The sequence below is a fragment of the Catellatospora aurea genome, assembly GCF_042663325.1.
GTDB lineage: Bacteria > Actinomycetota > Actinomycetes > Mycobacteriales > Micromonosporaceae > Catellatospora > Catellatospora aurea.
Genome location: NZ_JBHTAC010000049.1, coordinates 33,080 through 57,550 on the forward strand (window position 1 = coordinate 33,080; position 24,471 = coordinate 57,550).

Genomic DNA, 24,471 nt, shown 5'->3' on the forward strand with positions numbered 1-24,471 from the left:
CCGCCCACGTCGATGGGACAGAGGGGGAATGGCCCGTGTCGCAGAGCACGTATATCGGACCTTTTCTTGAGGAGATCCAAGTTAGCTGCTGAAATGGTGTTCATGTACGGCGACATCGAGCCACAGGCTCTCCTTCGCGCGCGGGGCCTGCGGGTGACCCGGCCGCGGCTCGCCGTGCTCGACATCCTCGGGCAGGGCGGCCACCTCGAGGTCGAGGAGATCACCCGGCAGGCCCGGCAGCGCCTCGACTCGGTCTCCACCCAGGCGGTCTACGACGTGCTCGGCGCGCTCGCCCGCGCGGGACTGGCCCGGCGCATCGAGCCCGCTGGCTCCCCCGCCCGATACGAGGCCCGCTCCGGCGACAACCACCACCACATCGTCTGCCGCGGCTGCGGCGCGATCGCCGACGTGGACTGCGCCGTCGGTGCCGCGCCCTGCCTCGACCCGAGCCAGACGCACGGCTTCGCCCTCGACGAGGCCGAGGTCACCTACTGGGGCCTGTGCCCGTCCTGCCAGCAACTCGCCGCCGAGGACCGCACCACCGTCACCCCGGCCTGACCCGCACCGGCCGCGCCTGCCCGCGCCGTCAAGATCGTCCGACTTGCCTGGCACCTGTGCGTATCTTGGAACGCCATTCGCCCAGGTGCCGGGCAAGTCGAGTGATCTAGGCAGGAACGGGGCCGGTCGGGGTCGTCTCCACGGCGGCCCAGCTCTCCTTGACCGGAGCTTGCGCGCCCGCCGGGCACACCCGGCGGAAGTCGCACCAGCTGCACAGACTGCCCGGCCGGGTCGGGAAGGCCTCGTCCGGTGGCGTGCCCTCGGCCAGCGCCTTCTCCGCCGCCACGATGTCGCGCGCGGTGTCCTCGGCGCGGGACACGTGCCGAGCGATCGACTCCGGGGTGTGCTCGTGCGCGGCCACCGTACCGGTCGGCAGATGGTGCAGTTCGACCTTGCGGCACGGGCGGCGGAACACCCGCTCGGCGGCGAACGCGTAGAGCGCCAGCGCCAGCGAGCCGCGCGCATCGTCAACGTCCAGACCGGTGCGGCCGGTCTTGTAGTCGACGATCACGGCTTCGCCGCCGCGCGCGTCGATCCGGTCGGCCCGGCCGCTCAGCGCCAGCACCGCCGTTTTCGCGGCCACCGTGCGCTCGACGCCCAGCAGTTCCAGCTCGGGGTCCAGATCGGCGGTGTACGCCTCCAGCCAGCCCAGCGCCCGCTCGTAGACCGCCCGCTCCTGCTCGTCGTCGCGGTAGCCCTCGCGCACCCAGGTCGCCCTCAGCAGCCGCGGCAGCGCGGCATTGTCCCGCCGCTCCACCGGCAGGTCCCACCAGTTGCGCAGCGCCGTGTGCACGCTCGCGCCGAGCGAGTTGTGCGCCCAGGCGGGCCCCTTCTGCGGCGCGGGCCGGTCGAGGTAGGTGTGCCGGTAGCGGCGCGGGCAGTCGGCGTACGACGAGAGCTTGCTCGGGGTGCACACGAACAGGCGCTCGGGCATCATGTCGAAGCCGAGCTGCTCCGGGACGTCCTTGCCGCGGCGGGGGCTGGGGGTTCGGCTCACCTGGCAGATCGTGCCAGCCCGGTCGGACACGCGCGAGCCGACCCGCCCGCCCGCTCGCCCGAGAACCCGTTCTTCACAGACGCCGGCCTATCTCGTCGACTCCCACGAGATCGAAGTCGACGAGATAGGTCGGCGTATATTCCGAACGGAATGTGCCCCGCGCCGCCCGACCGGCCCCGGTCAGGGATGCGCGGTCGTGAACAGCTCGACGAAGGCGCCGATCGAGTCGGCCATCAGCTGGACCGCGATCGCGGCGAGCAGCAGACCCGCGATGCGGGTGAGCACCTCGATGCCGCCGGGCCGCAGCACCTTCACGATGATCCCGGAGTAGCGCAGCACCAGCCACACCGCGACCATGACCGCCACGATGCCCAGCCCGATCGCCACGTACTGCGCGGTGCTGTCGGCGCGCTGCACGAACAGCATCGTCGCCACGATCGCACCGGGACCGGCCAGCAGCGGCGTGCCGAGCGGCACCAGAGCGATGTTCGAGGTCGACTGCTGGTCGGGGTCGTCGGCCTTGCCGGTGAGCAGTTCCAGCGCGACCAGGACCAGCAGCAGCCCACCCGCGCCCTGCAGCGCGGGCAGCTGGATGTGCAGGTAGTCCAGGATGGTCTGGCCGGCCACCGCGAACACGGCGATGACGCCCAGGGCCAGCGCGACCGCGTGCGTGGCCGCCTTGTGCCGGTCCCGGGCGGGCAGCGCCCCGGTCAGCGCGAGAAAGATGGGCACCATTCCCGGCGGGTCGGTGATGACGAGCAGGGTGACGAAGACCTCGCCGAAGAACTTCCAATCCACACCGGATGCATAGCACGACCGGCAAGGGTTATCCGGCGACTCCCGTGACCGGGGTGGCGCCCGTCGCACCGGCGACGATCCGATCCAGCGCCTCGGGGGCCGTGGTGAACTCGCCGATGCGCACCTTCTTGTGGGTGCCGTGGAAGTCCGAGCTGCCGGTGGTGAACAGGCCCAGCTCGGCGGCGATGCGGCGCACCTCGGCGCGCTCGGCCGGGCTGTGGTCGTGGTGGTCGGCCTCCAGGCCGTCCAGACCGGCGGCCGCGAGGTGCCCGAACAGTTCCTCGGGCACGACTCGCCCGCGGACCGAGGCGCGCGGGTGGGCGAACACGGTCACCCCGCCGGCGGCCTTGACCAGGCGCAGCGCCCCGAAGACGTCGAGGTCCTCCTTGGGCAGCCGGTACGGGCTGCCAGTGCCGAGCCAGCGCGGGCCGAACGCCTCCTGCGTGTCGGCGACGAGCCCGGCTCGGATCAGCGCGGCGGCCAGGTGAGGCCGGCCGATGGTGCCCCCGGCGGCGTGGGCCAGGATGTCGGCCCAGTCCACGTCGATGCCGTCGGCCCGCATCAGCGCGACCATGCGCTCGGCGCGCCCCAGCCGCGACTCGCGGACCCGGGCCAGCGCCGCGACCAGCGCGGGGTCGGCCGGGTCGAACAGGTAGGCCAGCATGTGCAGGGCGATGGACTCGCCCTCGCCGTGCCAGCGGCAGCTCAGCTCGGCCCCTCGGATGAGGGTCAGGCCGGGCGGCAGCGCCTGCGCGGCGGCCGCCCAGCCGGCGGTGGTGTCGTGGTCGGTGAGCGCGGCCACCCGCAGCCCCGCCGCGCCGGCCAGGCGCATCAACTCGTCGGGAGGAGTGGTGCCGTCACTCGCGGTGGAGTGCAGGTGCAGGTCGATCGTCACTTGCCGGTGCCGTACGAAGGGATCATCGTCCAGCCGGGCTGAACGTCCGGGGGCAGTGCCACCTGCAACTTGGTGCCGTCGCTCTTGCAGGCGAAGATGCCGCCGCCTTCGGTCTGCGTCACCACCGTCGTGTTGCCCGACCAGACCACGGCGTCGACGGCGGTGATCGGACAGTCCGCCCGGAGCACCAGCGCCTGGACCTGGGCCTGCGCCTGTGCCTCTGGCTGCTTCTTGTCGCTGTTCGCCGCCGCGTCGATGCGGGCCCGGTCCAGGTCGATCATCTGCAGGCCGCTCGGCGAGGCCACGGCGAGCAGCCGGCCGTCGGGAGAGAGCGCCGCGTGGAGTTTGACCAGCGCCTTGCCGACCAGGTCGCCGCAGCCCAGCTGCGCGCCGATCTTCAGGCCGTTCTTGATCGCGGTGACGTCGACCAGGCACAGCAGCTCGCCCTTGCCGCGCACGACGCCGACGGCCACGTTGGCCGCGGCGCCGCCGAACACGGCGAGCAGCTCGGCGTTCCAGGTGTCCTTGTACTTCGAGGGCGCCTCGGCGCTCCAGTAGTCGAAGCCCTTCTCGCTGGCCACGACCACGCGGTCGCCGAAGAACGTGACCGGGGCCGCGGTCTCGGGCACCGGCGTCGACGCGAGCGTGGTGCCCCGGTCGTCGCCGGCCACCTTGGTGACCGCCAGCGTGCCCTGGTCGTTGGTGGCGACCCGGGTGCCGTCGTGGCTCACCGCCCACTCGCCCTGGCCGGACAGCGTGACCGTCCCACCGGCGCTGTTGGGGAGCAGGCGCACCGTGCTGGAGTCGGAGTACACCCAGCCGTCCGGCACCCTGGCGATCTTGGAGACGTCACCGTCGTGGTCGAGGTCCACTCGCTGCCCGTCGGCGGTCCACAGCTGCTGGCCGACGAGCAGGTCGACCGGCAGGTCCATGGTCGGCAGCTGGGTCTGGCGGGCGGCGACGGGAGCCTCGCCGCCGAAGAGGTTCTGGAAGGTGACCCGGTTCGGGTCCGCGGCCGTCGTCGCCGCGGCACCGAGCCCCTGCGCCGCCACGGCACCGCCGAGCACGGTCGCGAAGGCGAACACCGTCATCGTGCCGGTCGCCGTGCGCCGTCGCCGGGTCGTCCGGCGCGCCTGTCGGATGGCGCGGCCAGCCGGGTCGGCGGCGGCAGGCAGGGTCTGCGCGCGAGCCGCGAACATCTCACGCAGCTCGTCCTCGAGCATGGTCACCGCCCAGGTTGGCCGACCGGCACGCGGGCCGGTCGAACAGCTTCCCGCCGAGGCGACGGCACCACGGGTGCCGCGACCGGGGTGGGCTCAGCCGTCAGGGTGACCTCGCCGACCGGCAGGTCGAGCGATTCCGTGGCGACCGTGCCCGCCCGCTGCTTCGGGACCGCCGGCTCCGCCGCCGCCTGCGCGGCCGGCAGCCTGCCGGTGATTCCCTCGGCTGCCAACCGCGACCGCAGCGTCCCGAGCGCCCGTGAGGTCTGGCTCTTCACGGTCCCGGGCGAGATCTGCAGCATCGCGGCTGTCTGCGCCTCAGACATGTCCTCGTAGAAACGCAGGACCAGCACGGCGCGTTGTCGTGCCGGAAGGGCTTTGACATGTTTCCACATCACATCGCGCTCGAGCTGCTCTTCGAGATTGTCCGGCGCAGCCCGTTCCGGTAGGAATTCGGTGGGTCGCTCGCCGTGCCAGCGTCGCCGCCACCAGCTGGTCGCGGTGTTCACGAGCACCCGGCGGGCGTACGGCTCCACCGCCTCGATCTGGCCCAGGCGCTTCCACGCCAGGTACGTCTTGGTGAGCGCCGTCTGCAGCAGGTCCTCCGCGGTGGCCCAGTCACCGGCCAGCAGGTATGCCGTGCGCAGCAGGGCAGCCGAACGTGCGGTCACGAACTCGCGGAACTCGTCCTCCATGGCCGACCGGTGGCTCACAGACGCACCTCCCATCGCAGGCGTACGTCGCGGACGCCTGACCGAGGCGCGTCGGACGCGCCCATCACCCCGTGTAAGAGGCTTTCGCACGCCGTTCGGTTCCCGGTGTCGGGTGGATACCCCGTATGCGTCGACCTCAACGGACAGACTGGCACACTCGCGCTAGCGGATCTAGATCTGGTAGAGAACTTTCCTGTCGCCGATCGGGCATTTCGGCGGTGGCCGAATAGTGGCGACTATTCCTCTTCCGCCTCGCGCCCGAGCCGCGCCTCCACTGCCGCGGGCTCGTACATCTCCTCGACGATGCGCAGGTAGAGCTCGTTCGGGTTCGGCATGTGCTCGACCTTGCTGAGCGCCTGGTCCTGACCGGCGGACTCGAGCACGAACGTGCCGTAGTTGAGCATGCGGCCCAGCGGCGACTGCTCGTACTTCATGTCGGTGACCTTCAACAGCGGCATCATCGCCACTTTGCGGGTGATGAGCCCGTTGACGAGCATCAGCCGCTTGTTGGTCAGGATGAACCGGTCGAAGTACCAGTCGGCGACGGTCCAGGCGACCCAGCTCATCACCAGCGCCCAGACCACGACGGCGATCACCCACATGCCGGCGATGTCGGACTTCGCCAGGAAGCCGGACAGGTAGCCGAGCGCGAAGGTGGCGAACACGCCGATCAGCAGCGGGTTGGTGAGGTGCACCCAGTGCCGCTTCCACTCCCCGCGATAACGCTCGGTGGGGAACAGGTAGCGCGCGACCATGGCGCTCGGCTCGTCCTCGAGCGGGAGCACCCGGCGTGGCCCCAGCGGCACTCCGGACGCGTCGAACCGCAGCCCGGCGAGCTCCTCCTCGGTGAAGTTCGGAAGCTCGTCACCGAGTGGCGCCGTGGTGGCGTTGTCACCGGGGGGTCTGCCTCCGGCGCCGCCCGAAGCGGTGCCGGCGCTCGCCCCCACAGTGGCCTTGCCGATGAAGTGTGCGTGGTCGCCCGGATCGGCGTGCAGCTCGCTCTCAGCCGGTGGCTGAGACTCCGCTCGCGTCCGCGGGATGGGCTCCGTGTCGCGTTCACGGCGACCGGACCACTCCGGACCATCAGGCCCCGGAGTGCGCTCCTCGCTTGGCTCGTCCGGCCCGAGACCGCCGATCATGTGAGCTAAGCGACCAGGCTGCCGAAGAAGTCACCGAAACCCTGGGCGATGTCCATGACAGTGCCGCCCAGCGTCTTCACGACGTTCGCCGCAGAATCGGGCCGGAACGCCACGAAGAAGATCAAAAAGGCGATGCCGCCCCACGTAAGGATCTTCTTGAGCATGTCGGGCTATCCCCCTCCGCCTGGCCGTGTCCACTCGACATTTGGTGGCCGTGGCGAGACTCAGCGTATCAGTAACGGTGCCTGCCGAGAATCATTAGCGCATATCCGTGCCAGCGCCTTGAGCAGCGTCCGATGAGGAAAGTAAGGAACTCGACTCAGCGGGTCGGCCGCAGCCGCGGCGACAGCGCTCCGAACACCAGTTCCGGCGGCAGCCAGTCGCTCAGGTCCTGCAGCACGACCTCCTCGGACAGGAGGTAGCCCGCCTGCGCGGGCCAGGTCACGGCGTACAGCCAGCGGCCCCGGGCCTCGCCGGCGTACGCGCTGCGGTCGTCGGGCGTGGACACCGCCCACAGTGGAGTGGGGTGCCCGTCGGCCTTGACCTTCGCGTGCGCGCCGTGCCCGCCCTCCCGGTCGAGCAGGGCGGGTCCGGGGTCCGGGCCGGACAGGCCCGCGAAGCGCGCCCCCAGGCCCACGCCCGGCTCCTCGGCCACGATCACCACGTCGGCCGGGCCGTCGCTGAACGGTGTCGGCCCGCTGCACGCCAGTGCCGTGGCGGACACCCCGGACCGGTCGTCGCCCGCCCACGCCACGCCGGTGACGGTCCAGCCGGTCGGCAGCGGCCAGGGACACCACAGGGGGACCCCCGACTCGGCCGCGCGCTTGGTCGCGCAGGCGAAGACGTCATGGTTGACATGCTGGGCGGTGTGCAGCGGCGGGACCGGCCCGTCGCGCTCGCAGACCCAGTCGGAGTGCGCAAGACCGGGCGGCCGCAGATCGCCACCGCACCGCGGACATGACACCGCGAGCCCCATGACCACCACTGTCCGCCCCGTCGTCGGAGCACGTCAAGCCACTCGCCAAGATCGGCGAGTCGTCAGGCGGGGGGTGGTCCGGCGTACGCGCGGATCCAGGCGTGCATGGCCACCGCCGAGGCCACCCCGGCGTTGACGGACCGGGTCGAGCCGTACTGGGCGATCGAGTACATCCGGTCGCAGGCCGCCCTGGCCGCCTCGGACAGCCCCGGGCCCTCCTGGCCGAACAGCAGCACGCAGTGCCGCGGCAGCGTCGTTGTCTCCAGCGGCACGCTGCCGGGCAGGTTGTCGATGCCGATGACGGCCACGCCCGCCCCGCGCGCCCAGGAGGCGAAGGCCTCGACCGAGTCGTGGTGGCGTACGTGCTGGTAGCGGTCGGTCACCATCGCCCCGCGCCGGTTCCAGCGGCGGCGGCCCACGATGTGCACCTCGGCGGCCAGGAACGCGTTCGCGGTGCGCACCACCGTGCCGATGTTGAAGTCGTGCTGCCAGTTCTCGATGGCGACGTGGAAGTCGTGCCGCCGGGTGTCCAGGTCGGCCACGATCGCCTCGTGCCGCCAGTACCGGTACCGGTCCACCACGTTGCGCCGGTCACCGGCGGCCAACAGCTCAGGGTCGTAGTGCGCGCCCTCGGGCCAGGCGCCGGCCCAGGGACCGACACCGACCTCCAGTTCGTCGTCTACGACCCGTTCGCGTTCGATGGTCACAAGTGAAGGATTTTAGCTGGTCACACGTTGCGCAGCGCGTCCACCAGGTCGGTCAGGAAACGCTGCTCGGCCGGGCTGCGGGTGACCCCGCCGATGCCCAGCAGGCCACCGGTCCGGGCCGCGCCGCAGACCTGGTCCGCGATCGACTCCAGCCAGCGGCGGTACGCCTGGCCGTCGGCCGGCGTGGCCCGCGCGTCGAGCACGATCGCCGCCGCGCGGCAGCCGACCAGCACCTCGGTGATGGCGGCGTGCGGGTCGCGGAACTGCTCCGCGGCGGGCGGATCGGGGTCGGCCTCGGCGTAGATCGCGCCGACGATGGCTTTCACGAGTTCGGAGTCGATGTCGGCTCCGGCGGCGATGGCGTTGATGCCGGCCAGGCCCTCGTCGACCGTACGGCGGTCGCTGTCGGGTTCGGCGGAGGTGGCGGCGATCATGACACGGGCCGGGAGCCGGGTCAGCAGCTCCCACTCGTGCGGTTCGAAGGTGAGGGGAGCGATCTCCCGCCGGTACAGCTGGCGCGAGATCAGGTGATCCGCTGCGGAATTGCTCGGCATGGCGACCTCCTGCCGTCAGCATATGCCGCGAGCGCGGACGCTTGCCGCGAAGCGTGCCAATCACCCTGGAGGATCGGAGCCGTTGTCTGTGATGTAGTTCTCGGCGCGGCCTATGTACTCGTCGGTAACGCTCGTGCAGACTCCTTTTCACAAGCGCGGGCGGCGGGTGCCGGGGAGGGCCCCGCCGTTCGCTGCATCCAGGGGCGGGAGACGGACAATGCAGTTCGGGCGCTACTTCGAAGAGTTCGAGGTCGGGGCGATCTACAAGCACTGGCCCGGCAAGACGGTCACCGAGTACGACGACCACCTCTTCTGCCTGCTGACGATGAACCACCACCCGCTGCACCTGGACGCCCACTACGCGGCGACGCAGACGGACTTCAAGCGCAACGTGGTGGTCGGCAACTACATCTACTCGCTGCTGCTGGGCATGTCGGTGCCCGACGTCAGCGGCAAGGCCATCGCCAACCTCGAGGTCGAGAGCCTGCGCCACGTCGCGCCGACCTTCCACGGCGACACCATCTACGGCGAGACCACGGTGCTCGACAAGCGCGAGTCCGGCTCGAAGCCCGACCGCGGCGTGGTCAGCGTCGAGACCCGCGGCTACAACCAGGACGGCACCCTGGTCTGCATCTTCAAGCGCAAGGTCATGGTCCCCAAGCGCCCCGACACCGCGGAGTAGCCGGTCCGGCGAGCGCCTCGCCGCACCGCGCTTTTCATAGACGTTGGCCTATTACGTCGGGTTTCCGTGGCCCGGAGTCGACGTAATAGGCCAACGTCGATTCAAGGACGGGGCGTCGACGGGGGCAGCGCACAGGCGGCGGTGCCACCCGGAAGCCGGTGGCGGTGTCGGGCGATCAGGCGGTACACCGGCCAGGCCGCGAACCCGACGCCGGGCAGGCCCAACGCGCCGCCCACCGGACGCCACGCCGCCGACCGGCTCGCGCGCAGCAGCGCCGCGATCGCGTCGGGCCCCGCCAGCACGGGCCGGCCGGGCACCACATACTGCACCGCTTCGATGCACCGCTCCCGGGTCAGGCCCAGGGCGGGCAGGTCGGCGCGCTGCCAGGGCACGATCTCCGCGTCGGTGGGCACCCGCCGGCGGAGGAACTCAGCGCACCGGGTGCAGAACGCGCAGTCGCCGTCGTACACGAAGGTTGCGGGCACCCTTACATCGTCGCCTGCAACTCGCCCGCCATATCGCCGGATGCCCTGTGTGTCACGTCACCGTCGGTACCGTGGACAAGACGGGAATGTGCAAGGTGGCGCAGCGGTTTACATGGACGTTGGTCACTCGATCGGAATGAGGAGCACGACAATGGGCACCGTGGAGTTCACGACCGCCAACTTCGGCGAGAAGACGAGCGGGGACGGCATCACCTTCATCGACTTCTGGGCGAGCTGGTGTGGTCCGTGTGTCCGTTTCGCGCCCGTCTACGAGCGGGCCGCGGAGGCGAACCCGGATGTCACCTTCGGCAAGGTGGACACCGAGGCCCAGCAGGAGTTGGCCATGCAGTTCAACATCCAGTCGATCCCCACGATCATGGCGGTCCGCGACGGGGTGATCGTGTACGCCCAGCCGGGCGCACTGCCCGAGGCGGCGTTCCTGGACCTGATCCAGAAGGTGCGCGAGCTCGACATGGAGAAGGTCAAGGCGGACGCGACGGCTGCCTAGTCTTCGAACATATGTTTGAATAGCGGGGTGCGCTGGAGTCATCTCACCGAGAGCACCCCGCCGGACGCGACCGCGCCGGTGCAGCAGCCGCTGCCCGGCGCGGTCGTGCGTACGTTCGACACTCCGGGCTTCGCCGGGATGACGTTCTACGAGGTACGCGCCAAGTCACTGATCAACAAGGTGGCGGGCGAGCCGCGCGGCGTGCCGTTCGAATACACGATCAACCCCTATCGCGGCTGCACCCATGCCTGCTCGTACTGCTTATCTGGTGACACGCCGGTCCTGATGGCCGACGGGCGCACCAAACCCATCGCCGAGCTTCGGGTCGGCGACGCGATCATCGGCACCGTCCGCGAGGGCTCCTACCGGCGCTACGCGGTGACCCACGTGCGCGACAAGTGGTCCACCGTGAAGCCGGCCTACCGGCTGACCCTGCGCGACGGCACCGAGCTGGTGGCCAGCGGCGACCACCGCTTCCTCACCGACCGGGGCTGGAAGCACGTCACCGGCGCCCGGTCGGGGCCCGACCAGCGGCCGCACCTGACCACGGGCAACAAGCTGATGGGCACCGGCCGCTTCGCCGAGCAGCCCAAGGAGTCGCCGGAATACCGCCGCGGCTACCTGCACGCGATGCTGCGCCCGGAGCCGGACACCGGCTACCGCGACCCGTACGGCACCGTGCCCCGGTTCCGGCTGGCCAGTGCCGAGCCGCAGGTGCTCAGCCGCACCATCGGGTATCTGCGCGAGTCGGGCGCGCACACCGCCGAGTTCGCGCCGCTGGGCCAGCGCACCGGGCTGCGCACGTACGCCCGGCGTGATCTCGACCTGGTGAGCAGCCTGCTGGAGCGGCCCGACGAGCGCGACGCCGAATGGGACAAGGGTTTCCTGGCCGGCGTCTTCGACGCCGAGGGCAGCCACACCCAAGGCCTGTGGCGCATCGTGCACACCGATCCGGAGCTGGTCGAGCCCACCCGGGCGGCGCTGCGGGCGTTCGGCTTCGAGTTCGTGATCGAGGACCGGCGCGACCCGATCGGGCTGCTCAGCCTCCGGCTGCTCGGCGGGCTGCCGGAGAAGCTGCGCTTCTTCCACCTGACCGACCCCGCGGTCACCCGGCGGCGCGCGGTGCAGGGCATCGCGGTCAAGGGCGCGGTGCCGCTGCACGTCACCTCGATCGAGCCGCTCGGCCTGGAGCTGCCGCTGTGGGACATCACCACCGGCACCGGCGACTTCATCGCCAACGGCGTGGTCAGCCACAACTGCTTCGCCCGCAACACGCACAGCTACCTCGACCTGGACACCGGGCACGACTTCGACTCGAAGATCGTGGTCAAGGTGAACGCGCCCGAGCTGCTGCGCCACGAGCTGGGCTCGTCCCGCTGGGAGGGCAAGCCGATCGCGATGGGCACCAACGTCGACTGCTACCAGCGCGCGGAGGGCCGCTACCGGCTGATGCCGGGCATCATCGAGGCGCTGTCGGACTGGTCGAACCCGTTCTCGATCCTCACCAAGGGCACGCTGATCCTGCGCGACCTGCCGCTGCTGGAACGGGCGGCGCGGCGCACGAGCGTGTCCGTGTCGTTCTCCATCGGCTTCCTCGACGAGCAGCTGTGGCGCAGTGTGGAGTCGGGCGCGCCGAGCCCGTCGCGGCGGCTGGACGCGGTGCGCCGGATGAGCGACGCGGGGCTGCGGGTCGGGGTGCTGATGGCGCCGATCCTGCCGGGGCTGTCCGACAGCGAGGAGCAGCTCGACGCGACGGTCGGCGCGCTCGTCGCCGCGGGCGCGGCCAGCATCACGCCGCTGGTGCTGCACCTGCGGCCCGGCGCCCGGGAGTGGTATCTGGGCTGGCTCGCCGCCGACCATCCGGACCTGGTGCCGTTCTACGAGCGCCTCTACCCGCGCGGGCGGGCGTACGTGAGCGCCGACTACCAGCGGCTGGTCACCGCGAAGGTGCGCCGGGCCTGCCGGCGGCACGGGTTGCCCGCGCGCGACACGCCGGCGCGCGACCTGGTGCTGACCGGGGAGGCGGAGCCCGCCACCGGGGAGGCGGAGCCCGCCGCCGGGCAGGCGGCGGGCGTCCAGCTCACGCTTCTGTGAACGACGGCTGCCGGTCGGTGCCCTGGATCCAGGCGACCGTGCGCCGCTCCATCACGAACGACAGGAACGGGACGGTGCCGGCCAGCGCCACCAGCAGGATGCGGGTGACCGGCCACTGCACCCGGCGCGCCAGGTCGCCGACCGCGGCGAGGTAGACCACGTACAGCCAGCCGTGCACCGGGGCGATGATCACGACACCGAGGTTGTTGTCGCCGAAGTACTTCATCGGCATGGCGACGAGCGTCAGCAGCAGCAGCATGACGCCCACGATCCAGGCGATGACGCGATACCGGGTGAGTGCGCCGTTCATCGATACTCCTTAGCGGGATAGTCGCTGGGTCGTGCCTCGGGGTTCTCGTTCAGCCACGCCAGGTATCGGTTGTACTCGGCCAGCTGCGGATCACCGGAGTCCTCGTCCGCGGCAGTGGGCCGGCTCACCCGGCGGGTGATGACCGGCCGCGGCCGGTCCACCGGGTCAACGGCCGCGGCCGCCGGCTCGGCGCGGCCCTTGCGCAGGGTGAGCCGGATCTCCCGGACCCAGATCACCACCACGAAGATCGCGAAGATCGGCCACTCGAAGGTGTACGCCCAGCTCAAGGTGTTTCCCTCGGCGGCACGGCCCGCCTGCCACCAGCCGAGGGCCAGACATGTGACGACGGCCAGCAGCGCCAGCGCATGACCGGCCAGCCAGCCGGGGGTGAGCAGTCGTCGCACGTCGGCCAGAATAGCCTGCCCCGAAATCGACACCGGCCGCGCCGTTGGTGGAGGTGAGGTGGTCTCGTAGCCTTTCCGGGTGATCGCCGTGCCGACGACCCCGCGCGCCCGCTCCGCCTACCTGACCGCGGCCGGGCTGCTGCTCATCGCCGGCGCGTGGTGGTACGGGCGCACCACGCCCATCCACCCGCTGTCCCAGGACGAGGCGGGAACCCTCTGGCTGGTCGTCATCGGCGTCGGGGCCGCGCTCGCCCGCTCCTTCCACCTCAGCCGCCACCCAACCGGGCAGTGGCGGCAGGGCGCCGCCGACGGCGAACCCGGCCTCGTCCTCACCCCGGTGTCCGACCGGGTGCTGACCGGGATCTGGTTCGCCGTGCAACTGCCGATCATCGCCCGCTGGGCGCGGCTGAACGACGGCCGCGAACTCGCCTTCGCGATCGTGTGGACCCTGCTCACGCTGGGGCTGCTCTGGATCGTCGTGCGCCCCGCCCACGGCAGCGCCCGCCAGATCGTGCTCAACGCGAGCGGGGTCCGCGTGCACCGCCGCCACTTCCCCTGGTCGCAGCTCCGCTCCGCACGTCTCAACAGCGGGTCGGGCCTGCGCCTGGAGACCACCGACGGCGCCCTGCGCCTGCGCGGGGCCGAATACCGCATGCGCGACACCGACATAGCCGGCGTCCTCCAGTACTACCTGGACCACCCCGAACGCCGCGGCGACCTGGCCCACCTCCCGACCGCCCCGCCGGAGCTCCGCTCCCACTGACGTGCTCAGCGGGAGCGGTACTCCTTGAGCAGGCCGCGGGAGATGATGGTCTTCTGGATCTCGCTGGTGCCCTCGCCGATGAGCAGGAACGGGGCCTCGCGCATGAGGCGCTCGATCTCGTACTCCTTGGAGAAGCCGTAGCCGCCGTGGATGCGGAACGACTCGGTGACGATCTCGTGGCAGTACTCGCTGGCCAGCAGCTTGGCCATGCCGGCCTCGACGTCGTTGCGCTCGCCGGAGTCCTTCAGCCGGGCCGCGTTGACCATCAGGGCGTGCGAAGCCTCGATCTTGGTGCCCATCTCGGCCAGCTTGAACGCGATGGCCTGGTGCTGGGCGATCGGCTTGCCGAACGTCGAGCGCTGCTGGGCGTACGCCACCGCCAGCTCGAACGCGCGGATCGAGATGCCGCAGGCGCGGGCGGCCACGTTGACGCGGCCCACCTCGATGCCGTCCATCATCTGGTAGAAGCCGCGGCCCGCCTTGTCGGCACCGCCGAGGATCGCCGACTCGGGCACCCGGTGGCCGTCGAGCACCATCTCGGTGGTCTCGACGCCCTTGTAGCCCATCTTCTCGATCTTGCCGGGGATGGTCAGGCCGGGCGCGGTCTCGCCGAAGCCGGGCTCCTTCTCCAGCAGGAACGTGGTCATGTTGCCGTAGACGCTGTCCGCACCCTGGTCGGTCTTGACCAGCGTGGCCACCACCGAGGAGTACGCCCCGTTGGTCAGCCACATCTTCTGGCCGTTGAGCACGTACGTGTCGCCGTCGCGCACCGCGCGGGTCTTGATCGCCGAGACGTCGGAGCCGGTCTCCGGCTCGGACATGCTGAACGCGCCGCGCACGTCACCCGTGGCCATGCGCGGCAGCAGCCGCTGCTTCTGCTCTTCCGAGCCGTGCTGGCCGACCAGGTACGCCACGATGAAGTGGGTGTTGACGATGCCGGACACCGACATCCAGCCGCGGGACAGCTCCTCCACGACCAGCGCGTAGGTCAGCAGCGACTCGCCGAGGCCGCCGTACTCCTCGGGGATGGTCAGGCCGAACAGGCCCATCTCCTTCATCCCGGCGAGGATCTCCTCGGGGTACTCGTCGGCGTGCTCCAGCCGCTGCGCGCGCGGAATGATCTCCTTGTCCGCGAACTCACGTACCGTCTCAAGGATGGCGGTCTGCACATCGGACAAGCCGGGAGTACGGGCGAGACGAGCCATATGTCAGCCTCCTGGGCACTGAACGAACCTTCAGGTGAGCTGAGTATGAGCCGGGCCACCGTCCCATCCAAGGCGCTTGACAGCACCGTCACTGTGAAAAGGTTCACCGGGTTCGCTACCGTGCCCTGAACCCATATCCGAGAGACGAGGCACCAGCCCCCCATGACCTACCCGCCGCCCGCGAGCCCGGATCCCTTCAGCCAGCAGCCTGATCCGTACGCCGCACCCGCCACCCCGAACCCGTACTCCCCGCCGCCCGCGGCCGACCCCTACGCGGCGCCGCCGGTCAGCGCGGACCCGTACGCGGCGCCGGCCGTCAGCGGTGCGCCGTACTCCCCGCAGCCGACCGGCGCGTACGGCGTGCCCTACACCCCGTACCCGGCGGCAGGTCCGGCCACGCCCGGCACCAACGGCATGGCGATCGCGTCGATGGTGCTCGGCATCGTGGGCCTGCTGATGTGCTGGTGCTACGGCATCGGCGCGCTGCCCGGCCTCATCGGCGCGATCCTCGGCCACGTGAGCCAGAAGCAGATCCGGGAGCGCCAGCAGGAGGGCCGGGGCATGGCCATCGCCGGCATCATCACCGGATGGTCCGCCGTCGCGCTGACCGTCATCGGGGTCGCGATCGTCGCCATCCTCATCGCCAACGACCCGACCTTCTGGGACGCGGTGCAAAGCGGCAACAGCAGCGACTGGGACTGACAGGAGACAGCCATGACGTATCCGCCGCCCGCCGGCCAGGACCCGTACGCGGCCCAGCCGGACCCGTACGCACCGCCGCCGGCCGCCCCGAACCCGTACGGCGCGCCGGCCTACGGCCCGCCGGCCGTGCCCGGCTCCCCGGTGACGCCGCCGATGAGCGCGCCGCCCGCGAGCGTGCCGCCGATGAGCGCGCCGCCGGCCGCACCGCAGCCCTACGGCGACCCTTACAAGTCCGGCGACCCGTACGCCGCGCCGCAGCCGCAGTACGGGCAGGCGCCGTACGGGCAGCAGCCGTACGGCGGCTACCCGCCGCCGCGGCAGCAGAACAGCATGGCCCTGGTCGCGCTGATCCTGTCCCTCGTCGGCCTGATGACCTGGATCACCGCCCCGATCGGCGCGATCCTCGGCCACTCGGCGATGAAGCAGATCCGCCAGACCGGCGAGGACGGCGAGGGCATGGCCAAGGCCGCCATCATCGTCGGCTGGATCATCACCGGTCTCGGCGTGATCGGTTGCCTCTGCGCCTTCGGCCTGCCGTTCCTGGCCATGATCGGCGTGAGCGGCGCGAGCACCTACAACTGACACCGGCCTGCTCGGGACAGCCGGGCACACCGGCGAACGCGATCGAGGCTCCGGCCTGCTGTGACAGCAGGCCGGAGCCTCGACTCGGTTGACCGTCTCGTCAGAGCACGGCGGCGGCGCTCGCGTCCCAGAGCCGGTCGGCGAACTGCGGGTCGCCGGCACTGGGGTGCGGGCGGGTCGGCTTGCGCAGCACGTAGTACGCACCGTTGCTCAGCTGGGCCGGGTCCTCCGTGGCCAGCCATACCAGCTGGTCGGCGCCCTGCTCGGGGGTGGCGATCCCAGGGCCGATCTTGTAGAACAGCCGGGCGGCGGGGGTGCCGAACCGGGTGCGCACCACGCCCGGGTGGAACGAGAAGCTGAGCAGGTCCGGCCAGCGCCGGGCGGCCTCGGCCGCGAACAGGATGTTGGCCCGCTTCGAGCCGCCGTAGGCCAGCCAGGCGCTGTAGATCCCACCGCGCCGGTCCAGGTTGTCCGGATCGAGGGTGCCGAACGAGTGCGCCATCGATGCCGTGTTCACGATGCGGGCGCCCGGTGCCAGCTGGTCGCGCAGCAGGTTCGCCAGCAGGAACGGGGCCAGGTGGTTGGTCTGGATGGTCAGCTCGTGACCGTCCACGGTGGTGGTGCGCCGGTTGGCGACCAGGCCGGCGTTGTTGGCCAGCACGTCGACGCGCTGGCCGGAGAGCTTGGCGGCGAGGTCGCGCACCTGCGACAGCTGCGCGAAGTCGGCCAGCAGGCCGACCGGCTCGGGGCCCGCCGCGGCCTCGCGCACCGCGCCCAGTGCCGCGTCCAGCCGTCCCGGATCGCGTCCGACCAGGGTGACCTGCCAGCCCAGTCGCACCAGTGCAACGGCAGCCGCCTGCCCGATGCCGGACGTGGCTCCGGTGATCACCGCATGGCGCGTGAGATCTTCCACAGTCCCGTTCTCCTCTCGACGGCTGTGAGGTTACCGTGGCGTCAACTACTGAACGCTCCCTAAGGAGTATCGATGGCCGCTCTCGGGCGTTCCCGCAGGTCCTGCCTGGCCGTGCCGGGTTCCAGCGTCAAGATGCTCGGCAAGGCCCAAGGCCTGCCGGCCGACCAGGTCTTCCTGGACCTGGAGGACGCGGTGGCCCCGCTGGCCAAGCCTGAGGCCCGCAAGAACATCGTCGCCGCGCTCAACGAGGGCGACTGGGCCGGCAAGACCCGCGTGGTACGGGTCAACGACCTGACCACGCCGTGGACGTACACCGACGTCATCGAGATCGTCGAAGGCGCGGGCGCCAACCTGGACGCGATCATGCTGCCCAAGGTGCAGAGCGCGTCGCACGTGGAGTGGCTCGACCTGACGCTGACCCAGCTGGAGAAGTCGCTCGGCCTGCCGGTCGGCGCGATCGGCATCGAGGCCCAGATCGAGAACGCCGCCGGACTGGTCAACGTGGACGCCATCGCGGCCGCGTCGCCGCGAGTCGAGACCATCATCTTCGGCCCCGCCGACTTCATGGCCTCGATCAACATGAAGTCGCTGGTCGTCGGCTCGCTCATCCCGGGCTACCCGGGCGACCCGTACCACTACATCCTGATGCGCATCCTGATGGCCGCCCGCATGCACGACAAGCAGGCCATCGACGGGCCGTACCTGCAGATCAAGGACGTGGACGGGTTCACCGAGGTGGCCCGGCGCTCGGCCGCGCTCGGCTTCGACGGCAAGTGGGTGCTGCACCCCGGCCAGATCGACGCCGCCAACGAGGTCTACTCGCCGGCCCAGTCCGACTACGACCACGCCGAGCTCATCCTCGACGCGTACGACTACTACACCTCGGAGCAGGGCGGCCGCCTCGGTGCGGTGATGCTCGGCGACGAGATGATCGACGAGGCCTCCCGCAAGATGGCCCTGGTCATCTCCGCGAAGGGCCGCGCGGCCGGCATGACCCGCACCACGTCGTTCACGCCCCCCGCCTGACCTTCGCCGCGACTCACCCGCCGGCCCGGCGACGCGCCCCCGGCCACGGGGATATCGCGCTCGAACGCATTTGCTCTGCACCCATTTCCTTGCTCTGCACCCGCGGACGCAACGGCGCAGGGGGCTCGCTCGGCGGCCGCCGCTGCGGTGCCTAGGGGGTTGCGCCAATGGGTGCAGAGCAAGCTTTTGGGTGCAGAGCAAATGCGGCCGGGACCTGTAGGTCCCGGCCGCAGCTTTCGATCAGGGGGTACACCGTCAGTCGCGGAGTTCGGCGATGCAGCACTTCACGCTGCCGCCGCCCTTCTTGAGCTCGGCGAGGTCGACCAGGACCGGGTGGTAGCCGGCCGCGGTGAGCTTGTCGGCGAACGCGGTCGACTCGGTGTTGATCACGACGTTGCGGCCGTCGCTGACCAGGTTCAGGGCGAACGCGAGCGCGTCGGCCTCGTCGGCGATCACCGCGTTCGGGAACAGCTGCGCGATGACCTTCTGCGACGCTTCGGAGAACGCGCCCGGGTAGTAGGCGATGTTCTCGTCGTCGAGCACGGTCAGGGCGACGTCGAGGTGGTAGAAGCGCGGGTCGACCAGCTTCAGCGAGATCACCGGGCGACCCAGCGCCTCGGCGGCCTCGGCGTGCGCGGCGGGCTCGGTGCGGAAGCCGTACCCGGCGAGCGCGATGCCGCCGTGGGCGTCGGGCAGGTAGGCGAAGTCGCCCTCACCCTCGTTGATCTGGGTCGGCGCGACGAAGGCGTATTCGGCGCGGGACTCGTAGAAGGCCCGGTGCGCGGCGGCCTCGTCGGCGCGCTGCGGGTAGCGGAACTTCGCGCCGTACGCAACACCGTCGACGACGAACCCGCCGTTGGCCGCGAAGACCATGTCCGGCAGGCCGGCCTGCGGGGTGAGCACGTGCACCGTGTGGCCGAGGTCGACCATGGTCTGCCGCAGCACGTCCCACTGCTTGACCGCCAGGTCGGTGTCCACCGGCGCGGTGGTGTCCATCCACGGGTTGATGGCGTACTCCACGACGAAGTGCTCCGGGGCGCACATCAGGTAGGTACGCGGACGGGGCCGCCGGGCAGTGGGGATCAAGTCACGCTCTGTCACGATCAGCAAGGTTACGCACCTGAGCCGCCGCTCAGTAGCGGGAAGGATTGCGTCCTTGTGCTGGTCTGTTGCGTCTTCGGCCCGTCGACCGGCGGTCTGTTGCGCAAAAGGGCAGGTTCGTTTACGGATCCGAGCGCACCCAGCGTGACGGATCAGCGGAAACGGAACAGCCGGAGCGAATTCGTCACCACGAAGATACTGCTCAGTGCCATCGCGGCGGCGGCGAGCACCGGCGTGACCAGGCCCGCCGCGGCCAGCGGCAGCGCGGCCACGTTGTAGGCGAACGCCCAGAACAGGTTGCCCTTGATCGTGCGCAGGGTGGCCCGGGACAGCCGGATCGCGTCGGCCGCGACGGTCAGGTCCCCGCGGACCAGCGTCAGGTCGGCCGCCTCGATCGCGGCATCGGTGCCGGTGCCCATCGCCAGGCCGAGGTCGGCAGCGGCCAGCGCGGCCGCGTCGTTCACCCCGTCGCCGACCATCGCCACCGTGTGCCCCTGCTCCTGCAGCCGGCGTACGGCGTCGACCTTGCCGGCCGGGAGCACTCCCGCGACCACCTCGTCGATGCCCACCTCGGCCGCCACCGCCCGCGCCGGGCCCTCGGCGTCACCGGTCAGCAGCACCGGACGCAGCCCGAGCCGCCGGAACTCGGCCACCGCGGCCGCCGAGCCGGGCTTGACCGTGTCCGCGACGAGCAACCAGCCCGCGAACTCGCCGTCCAGCGCCACCGCCACCGCGGTCCGCGCCTCGTCGGCCGGCACTCCCTCCGCCTGCTTCCCGCCGGGCGCGGCCTGCCTCACCGACCCGGTCACGCCGCCCACGGCGTTCGCGACAGGCGCCGGGTCTAGGGCCACACCTTGCTCAGCGAGCAGTGCGGCACGTCCGACCAGCACCTTGCGGCCTTCGACGACGCCTTGTGCACCCAGACCGGGCAGGGACTGGAAGTCGCGCACCGCGCCGGGGGCGATGCCGTGCGCGGCCGCGCCGGTGACGACAGCCCGCGCGATCGGGTGCTCGGAAGCGTGCTCCACCGCCGCGGCGTACCGCAGCAGGTCCTGCTCCTCGATTCCGGCGGCCGGGCGCACGTCGGCCAGCGCCATCACCCCGGTGGTGACCGTGCCCGTCTTGTCGAGCACGATCGTGTCCACCCGGCGGGTCGATTCGAGCACCTCGGGGCCCTTGATCAGGATGCCGAGCTGCGCGCCCCGACCGGTGCCCACCAGCAGCGCGGTCGGCGTGGCCAGGCCCAGCGCGCAGGGGCAGGCCACGATCAGCACGGCCACCGCCGCGGTGACCGCGGCCGAGGACACGCCGCCGTCGTACGCCGTCCAGAACGCGAACGTGCCCACCGACAGCGCGATCACCACCGGGACGAACACGCTGGAGATCCGGTCGGCCAGCCGCTGCACGGGGGCCTTGCCCGACTGGGCCTCGGTGACCAGCTTCGCCATCTGGGCGAGCTGGGTGTCCGCGCCGACCCGGGTCGCCCGCACCACCAGTCGGCCGCCCGCGTTCACGGTCGCGCCGACGACCGCGTCGCCGACGCCGACCTCGACCGGCATGCTCTCGCCGGTCAGCAGGGCGGTGTCCACCGCGCTGCTGCCCTCCACGATCACCCCGTCGGTGGCGATCTTCTCGCCGGGGCGCACCTCGAACAGGTCGCCGACCGCGAGCCGGTCCACCGGGACCCGCTGCTCGACGCCGTTGCGCAGCAGCACCGCGTCCTTCGCGCCCAGGCCCAGCAGGGCCCGCAGGGCCGAGCCCGCCCGGCGCTTGGCCCGGTGCTCGAACCAGCGCCCGGCCAGCAGGAACGTCGTCAGGGTGGTGGTCACCTCCAGGTAGAGGTGCATGCCCGGGTCCTCGCCCCGGGTGGCCAGCCAGGTCAGCGACATGGTCATGCCGGGCAGACCCGCGCCGCCGAAGAACAGCGCCCAGGCGCTCCAGCTGTACGACACCAGCACGCCGAGGCTGATCAGCGTGTCCATGGTGGCCGCGCCGTGGCGCGCGTTGAGCGCGGCGGCCCGGTGGAACGGCCACGCGCCCCACACCGCGACCGGAGTCGCCAGCGTGAACGCCAGCCACTGCCAGTGGGTGAACTGCAGCGCCGGGATCATGCTGAGCAGCACCACCGGCACGGTCAGCAGCCCGCTGACCAGCAGCCGCTGCCCGAGCGGGTCGGGCTCGGGCCGGGCGGCCTCGTCGGCGGAGGCAGTGGCCTGCGGCACGGCGGCCGTGTACCCGGTGGCCTCGACGACCTTGATCAGGTCGTCGAGGGAGACCGTCTCCGGGTAGGTCACGTGCGCGGTCTCGGTGGCGAAGTTGACGGTGGCGGACACGCCGTCCACCCGGTTCAGCTTCTTCTCCACCCGGCCGGCACAGGTGGCGCAGGTCATCCCGCCGATGTTCAGCTCGATGACGTTCGCCTGCCGCAGGTCCATGACCCCTTGCCCCTTACTTCACGTCCAGCGTGAACTGCGCCGTGCGCACCTTGCCGCCCACGGAATGGTCGAAGAACATCCGGTAGCGCCCCGGACTCGGGGCGGCCAGCCAGAACTTCACGCCCCCGTTGACCAGTGCGGGCTCCGGGTGCACGTGCACGTATGCCAGGTCCAGCTCGCGCAGCACCACCAGGTGCCCGAACGAGCCGAGGTACGGCTCCAGCGCCGCGACCGCTCCGCCCTGCTTCACCGTGAACAGCATCGGCTGGCTGGCCCCGATGACCGGGGTGCCTTCGTACGCCGCGGTCAGGCCGTCGACCGCCGCCTCGCGAGCCGCCGCGGGCAGCGGCTGCGGGCGGTAGTCACCGGCGACGGTGAGGTCGGTGCCGAGCGCGATCGCGGTCTGCGTGCCGCCCGCGCTGATCGCGGTGAAGTCGGCGTACGCCCGCCACGGGCCCGGCGTGGACAGATCGGCGCGCACCGTCCAGGTGCCGTCGGCGGCCATGGTCGGGTGCAGGTGCTGGTAGCCGGTCATGTCCCGGCGGACCACGACGAGGTGCAGCGGCTTCTCGTGCACCACGGCGAAGTTCGTCACCGGCTTGCCGTCGGCCCCGTCGACCGTGAACGTGAGCTGCTGCGGGCCGGGCGCGGCGAACACCGCCGCCGCGGGGGCCAGCGTGTAGCCGCCGCTGCTCACCGACAGCCCGCCGACCTCGGAACCGGCGCTGGCGCCCGGGGCGTGCGTGTGCGCGCCGCCCATGGCGTCCGTCGAGGCCGCCGGGGCCCCGGTGGTCGCGCCCTGGGTGGGGCTTTCCGCCGGGCCGAGCACCTTGCCCAGGGTGAAACCGACGACCAGGGCCACGATCAGCCCGCCGACGAACATGCCGAGCCTGGTGCCCGCCGGGTCGCCGGAGCGGCCGGCGGCCTGTGCGCGGACCACGCCGGGCTGCGCCGGGACCTCGGGCTCGGCCGCCGTCGCCTGCTGCTCAGGCATCGACGCCGGCCAGCTGGTAACCCGCCTCGTCGACCGCGTTGCGCACCTCGTCGAGCGGCAGCACGGAATCGCTGGTGACCACGGCGCGGCCCGCGGCGAGGTCGATCTCGACCGCCTTCACGCCGGGCAGCCCGGTCAGCTCGGCGGTCACCGCGCTGACGCAGTGCCCGCAGGTCATGCCGGTGATCTGGTATGTCGTCCGAACGGACATCGCGGTCTCCCTACGACCTATGACCGGACCAGGCGAGCGATCGCCTCGGTGGCTTCCTTGACTTTGGCGGCGGGGTCGCCCTGCCGGGCGGCGTCCACCACGCAGTGGTTGAGATGGCCCTCCAGCAGGCCGAGCGCCACCGCTTGCAGCGCCCGGGTGGCGGCCGAGATCTGCGTGAGGACGTCGACGCAGTAAGTGTCCTGCTCGACCATCCGCTGCAGCCCGCGGACCTGCCCCTCGACCCGCTTCAGCCGCGCGAGCAGCGCCTGCTTGTCGTCGTCGTGGGCGTAACTCACCGGGGTCTTCTCCGTGCTCTCCACGATTTCACCATACCCCCTGGGGGTACCACCGCCAACCCGCGCGGAGTGTCGTCGGACATGTCGACCTGACCGGTGCTGCACCGATCATGCACTTTTGTCGTTATAACCACGTGTCGAACTCCGCCACGCGGCGCCTCGTGTTATGGGCAGGCGCGACGCTGATCGCGTCGACCGTGCTCATCTCGGGCGCCGCGCACGCCGAACCGTCGAGCGCCGAGCTCGACCGCCAGATCCGCGCCAAGTCCGAACAGCTCGAGGTCGTCGTGGAGAGATACCACGACCTGCGGGAAGACCTCAAGACGACGGCCGCGCAGACCGGGGTCCTGCAGCGCCAGATCGACCCGCTGAAGGAGCAGATCACGCACCGCCGGGGCGCCGTCGGGCGGCTCGCGGCCGCCGGATACCGGTCCAGCCGGTCGATGTCGCTGTCGCTGCTGCTCGACGCGGGCACCACCCGCGACGTCGTGGACCGGCTGCTGCTCATGAAGTCCTACACCCAGCACCAGCAGCGCGAGATCGAGGAGCTGGCGCTCACCTCGGAGCGGTACGCCACCGCGCAGCGCACCCTGGGCGCGCTGCTCGACCAGCAGAAGGACCAGCAGAAGCAGCTCAGCCGCCAGCAGGCCACGATCGAGTCCGCGATCAAGGACCTCAAGACCCTGCGGACCAAGGCGTACGGCCCCACCGGCAGGACGGCCTCCCGCACCGAGGACCGGGCGAAACCGGCCGTGCCCCGGCTGGCCGGCGCGAGCGAGAAGGTCCTCAAGTACGCGCTCGCCCAGATCGGCAAGGACTACCAATGGGCCGGGGAAGGCCCCGGCGGCTTCGACTGCTCAGGGCTGGTCGCCGCGACGTTCCGCACCATCGGCATCCAGCTGCCGCACAGCTCCGGCCGCCAGCAGCAGCGCGCCCGCGCCATCTCCCGCGGCCAGCTCGTCCCCGGCGACCTGATCTTCTTCTACCGCGACGTCCACCACGTAGGCATCTACCTGGGCGGCGACAAGATGGTCCACGCCCCCCAGTTCGGTGAGCGCGTCCGAGTCGACCCCATCGACTCCCTCCCCATCAACAGCTTCGGCCGCGTCGTCCTCTCCACCCACTGACCCCTGACCCGCCCCCGTGCCGCAACTCTTAAAGACTTGCGGCCTCAGACGGGTGCCGAGGCCGCGACTCTTTAAG

At 71.1% G+C, this 24,471-nt stretch carries 29 protein-coding genes; 9 read left to right on the plus strand and 20 right to left on the minus strand.

What is annotated here, in order from left to right:
* Positions 1–93: 93 nt before the first annotated feature.
* Positions 94–558, plus strand: coding sequence for a Fur family transcriptional regulator (locus ACFQO7_RS31680; RefSeq protein ID WP_376809829.1), 465 nt, complete (start codon positions 94–96; stop codon positions 556–558).
* Positions 559–664: 106 nt separating this feature from the next.
* Here ACFQO7_RS31680 and ACFQO7_RS31685 read toward each other — a convergent pair whose 3' ends face one another.
* The 10 genes from ACFQO7_RS31685 to ACFQO7_RS31730 all read right to left on the minus strand — a co-directional run bounded on the left by ACFQO7_RS31685 (position 665) and on the right by ACFQO7_RS31730 (position 8,557).
* Positions 665–1,492, minus strand: coding sequence for a RecB family exonuclease (locus ACFQO7_RS31685; RefSeq protein ID WP_376809854.1), 828 nt, complete (start codon positions 1,490–1,492; stop codon positions 665–667).
* A gap of 243 nt (positions 1,493–1,735) precedes the next feature.
* Entirely contained in the window at positions 1,736–2,353 is a 618-nt protein-coding gene (locus ACFQO7_RS31690; RefSeq protein WP_360536984.1) for a MarC family protein, read from the minus strand.
* Positions 2,354–2,381: 28 nt separating this feature from the next.
* A complete protein-coding gene (locus tag ACFQO7_RS31695) occupies positions 2,382–3,248 on the minus strand; it encodes a PHP domain-containing protein (protein ID WP_376809830.1) in 867 nt (288 codons plus the stop codon).
* On the minus strand, positions 3,245–4,477 hold the full coding sequence (locus ACFQO7_RS31700) for a hypothetical protein (RefSeq protein WP_376809831.1): 1,233 nt from the start codon (positions 4,475–4,477) through the stop codon (positions 3,245–3,247). Before ACFQO7_RS31700 ends, ACFQO7_RS31695 begins: the two co-directional genes overlap by 4 nt.
* Entirely contained in the window at positions 4,474–5,181 is a 708-nt protein-coding gene (locus ACFQO7_RS31705) for a SigE family RNA polymerase sigma factor (RefSeq protein WP_376809832.1), read from the minus strand. Before ACFQO7_RS31705 ends, ACFQO7_RS31700 begins: the two co-directional genes overlap by 4 nt.
* A 236-nt stretch (positions 5,182–5,417) precedes the next feature.
* The gene (locus tag ACFQO7_RS31710) at positions 5,418–6,320 is read right to left on the minus strand and encodes a PH domain-containing protein (protein ID WP_361043463.1); all 903 of its coding nucleotides are present in this window, start codon (positions 6,318–6,320) and stop codon (positions 5,418–5,420) included.
* Between the two features lie 5 nt (positions 6,321–6,325).
* Entirely contained in the window at positions 6,326–6,484 is a 159-nt protein-coding gene (locus tag ACFQO7_RS31715; protein WP_170213147.1) for a hypothetical protein, read from the minus strand.
* A gap of 155 nt (positions 6,485–6,639) precedes the next feature.
* Entirely contained in the window at positions 6,640–7,296 is a 657-nt protein-coding gene (locus ACFQO7_RS31720; protein WP_376809833.1) for a DUF6758 family protein, read from the minus strand.
* A gap of 62 nt (positions 7,297–7,358) precedes the next feature.
* Complete coding sequence (locus ACFQO7_RS31725) at positions 7,359–7,997, minus strand: TrmH family RNA methyltransferase (RefSeq protein ID WP_361043892.1); 639 nt, start codon at positions 7,995–7,997, stop codon at positions 7,359–7,361.
* A 26-nt stretch (positions 7,998–8,023) separates the two neighbouring features.
* The gene (locus ACFQO7_RS31730) at positions 8,024–8,557 is read right to left on the minus strand and encodes a hypothetical protein (RefSeq protein ID WP_376809834.1); all 534 of its coding nucleotides are present in this window, start codon (positions 8,555–8,557) and stop codon (positions 8,024–8,026) included.
* Positions 8,558–8,774: 217 nt separating this feature from the next.
* Here ACFQO7_RS31730 and ACFQO7_RS31735 point away from each other — a divergent pair, with 217 nt between their 5' ends.
* Positions 8,775–9,239 carry a MaoC family dehydratase gene (locus ACFQO7_RS31735; RefSeq protein WP_360536970.1) on the plus strand — a complete coding sequence of 155 codons (465 nt, stop codon included), beginning with the start codon at positions 8,775–8,777 and terminating at the stop codon, positions 9,237–9,239.
* A gap of 101 nt (positions 9,240–9,340) precedes the next feature.
* On the opposite strand, the gene ACFQO7_RS31740 is transcribed toward ACFQO7_RS31735, so the two are convergent.
* On the minus strand, positions 9,341–9,724 hold the full coding sequence (locus ACFQO7_RS31740) for a thiol-disulfide oxidoreductase DCC family protein (RefSeq protein ID WP_376809835.1): 384 nt from the start codon (positions 9,722–9,724) through the stop codon (positions 9,341–9,343).
* A gap of 151 nt (positions 9,725–9,875) precedes the next feature.
* On the opposite strand from ACFQO7_RS31740, the gene ACFQO7_RS31745 reads away from it, so the two are divergent.
* Both ACFQO7_RS31745 and ACFQO7_RS31750 read left to right on the plus strand, forming a co-directional pair.
* Positions 9,876–10,232, plus strand: coding sequence for a thioredoxin family protein (locus ACFQO7_RS31745; protein WP_360536966.1), 357 nt, complete (start codon positions 9,876–9,878; stop codon positions 10,230–10,232).
* Between the two features lie 27 nt (positions 10,233–10,259).
* The gene (locus tag ACFQO7_RS31750; RefSeq protein WP_376809836.1) at positions 10,260–12,326 is read left to right on the plus strand and encodes an intein-containing Rv2578c family radical SAM protein; all 2,067 of its coding nucleotides are present in this window, start codon (positions 10,260–10,262) and stop codon (positions 12,324–12,326) included.
* Here ACFQO7_RS31750 and ACFQO7_RS31755 read toward each other — a convergent pair.
* Positions 12,313–12,636 carry a DUF3817 domain-containing protein gene (locus tag ACFQO7_RS31755; RefSeq protein ID WP_203698679.1) on the minus strand — a complete coding sequence of 108 codons (324 nt, stop codon included), beginning with the start codon at positions 12,634–12,636 and terminating at the stop codon, positions 12,313–12,315. The genes ACFQO7_RS31750 and ACFQO7_RS31755 overlap by 14 nt on opposite strands.
* Positions 12,633–13,040, minus strand: a complete 408-nt coding sequence (locus tag ACFQO7_RS31760) for a hypothetical protein (RefSeq protein WP_376809837.1) — start codon at positions 13,038–13,040, stop codon at positions 12,633–12,635. Before ACFQO7_RS31760 ends, ACFQO7_RS31755 begins: the two co-directional genes overlap by 4 nt.
* A 79-nt stretch (positions 13,041–13,119) precedes the next feature.
* On the opposite strand from ACFQO7_RS31760, the gene ACFQO7_RS31765 reads away from it, so the two are divergent.
* Positions 13,120–13,803, plus strand: a complete 684-nt coding sequence (locus tag ACFQO7_RS31765; protein WP_376809838.1) for a hypothetical protein — start codon at positions 13,120–13,122, stop codon at positions 13,801–13,803.
* Between the two features lie 5 nt (positions 13,804–13,808).
* Here ACFQO7_RS31765 and ACFQO7_RS31770 read toward each other — a convergent pair whose 3' ends face one another.
* Complete coding sequence (locus ACFQO7_RS31770) at positions 13,809–15,008, minus strand: acyl-CoA dehydrogenase family protein (RefSeq protein WP_376809839.1); 1,200 nt, start codon at positions 15,006–15,008, stop codon at positions 13,809–13,811.
* 162 nt (positions 15,009–15,170) lie between these two features.
* Between ACFQO7_RS31770 and ACFQO7_RS31775 the strand changes: the two genes are divergently transcribed.
* Both ACFQO7_RS31775 and ACFQO7_RS31780 read left to right on the plus strand, forming a co-directional pair.
* Positions 15,171–15,710, plus strand: coding sequence for a DUF4190 domain-containing protein (locus ACFQO7_RS31775; RefSeq protein WP_376809840.1), 540 nt, complete (start codon positions 15,171–15,173; stop codon positions 15,708–15,710).
* Positions 15,711–15,722: 12 nt separating this feature from the next.
* A complete protein-coding gene (locus tag ACFQO7_RS31780; RefSeq protein ID WP_376809841.1) occupies positions 15,723–16,292 on the plus strand; it encodes a DUF4190 domain-containing protein in 570 nt (189 codons plus the stop codon).
* A gap of 100 nt (positions 16,293–16,392) precedes the next feature.
* Here ACFQO7_RS31780 and ACFQO7_RS31785 read toward each other — a convergent pair whose 3' ends face one another.
* A complete protein-coding gene (locus ACFQO7_RS31785) occupies positions 16,393–17,205 on the minus strand; it encodes an SDR family NAD(P)-dependent oxidoreductase (protein WP_376809842.1) in 813 nt (270 codons plus the stop codon).
* Between the two features lie 72 nt (positions 17,206–17,277).
* Here ACFQO7_RS31785 and ACFQO7_RS31790 point away from each other — a divergent pair, with 72 nt between their 5' ends.
* The gene (locus ACFQO7_RS31790) at positions 17,278–18,231 is read left to right on the plus strand and encodes an HpcH/HpaI aldolase/citrate lyase family protein (RefSeq protein WP_191840206.1); all 954 of its coding nucleotides are present in this window, start codon (positions 17,278–17,280) and stop codon (positions 18,229–18,231) included.
* 255 nt (positions 18,232–18,486) lie between these two features.
* Here ACFQO7_RS31790 and ddaH read toward each other — a convergent pair whose 3' ends face one another.
* The 5 genes from ddaH to ACFQO7_RS31815 all read right to left on the minus strand — a co-directional run bounded on the left by ddaH (position 18,487) and on the right by ACFQO7_RS31815 (position 23,292).
* Complete coding sequence (gene ddaH, locus ACFQO7_RS31795) at positions 18,487–19,332, minus strand: dimethylargininase (RefSeq protein WP_376809843.1); 846 nt, start codon at positions 19,330–19,332, stop codon at positions 18,487–18,489.
* Positions 19,333–19,484: 152 nt separating this feature from the next.
* Positions 19,485–21,767, minus strand: a complete 2,283-nt coding sequence (locus ACFQO7_RS31800) for a heavy metal translocating P-type ATPase (protein ID WP_376809844.1) — start codon at positions 21,765–21,767, stop codon at positions 19,485–19,487.
* A 13-nt stretch (positions 21,768–21,780) separates the two neighbouring features.
* Positions 21,781–22,761, minus strand: coding sequence for a hypothetical protein (locus ACFQO7_RS31805; protein ID WP_376809845.1), 981 nt, complete (start codon positions 22,759–22,761; stop codon positions 21,781–21,783).
* Complete coding sequence (locus tag ACFQO7_RS31810) at positions 22,754–22,972, minus strand: heavy-metal-associated domain-containing protein (RefSeq protein ID WP_360536946.1); 219 nt, start codon at positions 22,970–22,972, stop codon at positions 22,754–22,756. Before ACFQO7_RS31810 ends, ACFQO7_RS31805 begins: the two co-directional genes overlap by 8 nt.
* A gap of 17 nt (positions 22,973–22,989) precedes the next feature.
* Entirely contained in the window at positions 22,990–23,292 is a 303-nt protein-coding gene (locus tag ACFQO7_RS31815; protein WP_275413532.1) for a metal-sensitive transcriptional regulator, read from the minus strand.
* A 137-nt stretch (positions 23,293–23,429) separates the two neighbouring features.
* Here ACFQO7_RS31815 and ACFQO7_RS31820 point away from each other — a divergent pair, with 137 nt between their 5' ends.
* Positions 23,430–24,395, plus strand: a complete 966-nt coding sequence (locus ACFQO7_RS31820) for a C40 family peptidase (protein WP_376809846.1) — start codon at positions 23,430–23,432, stop codon at positions 24,393–24,395.
* Positions 24,396–24,471 lie beyond the last annotated feature (76 nt).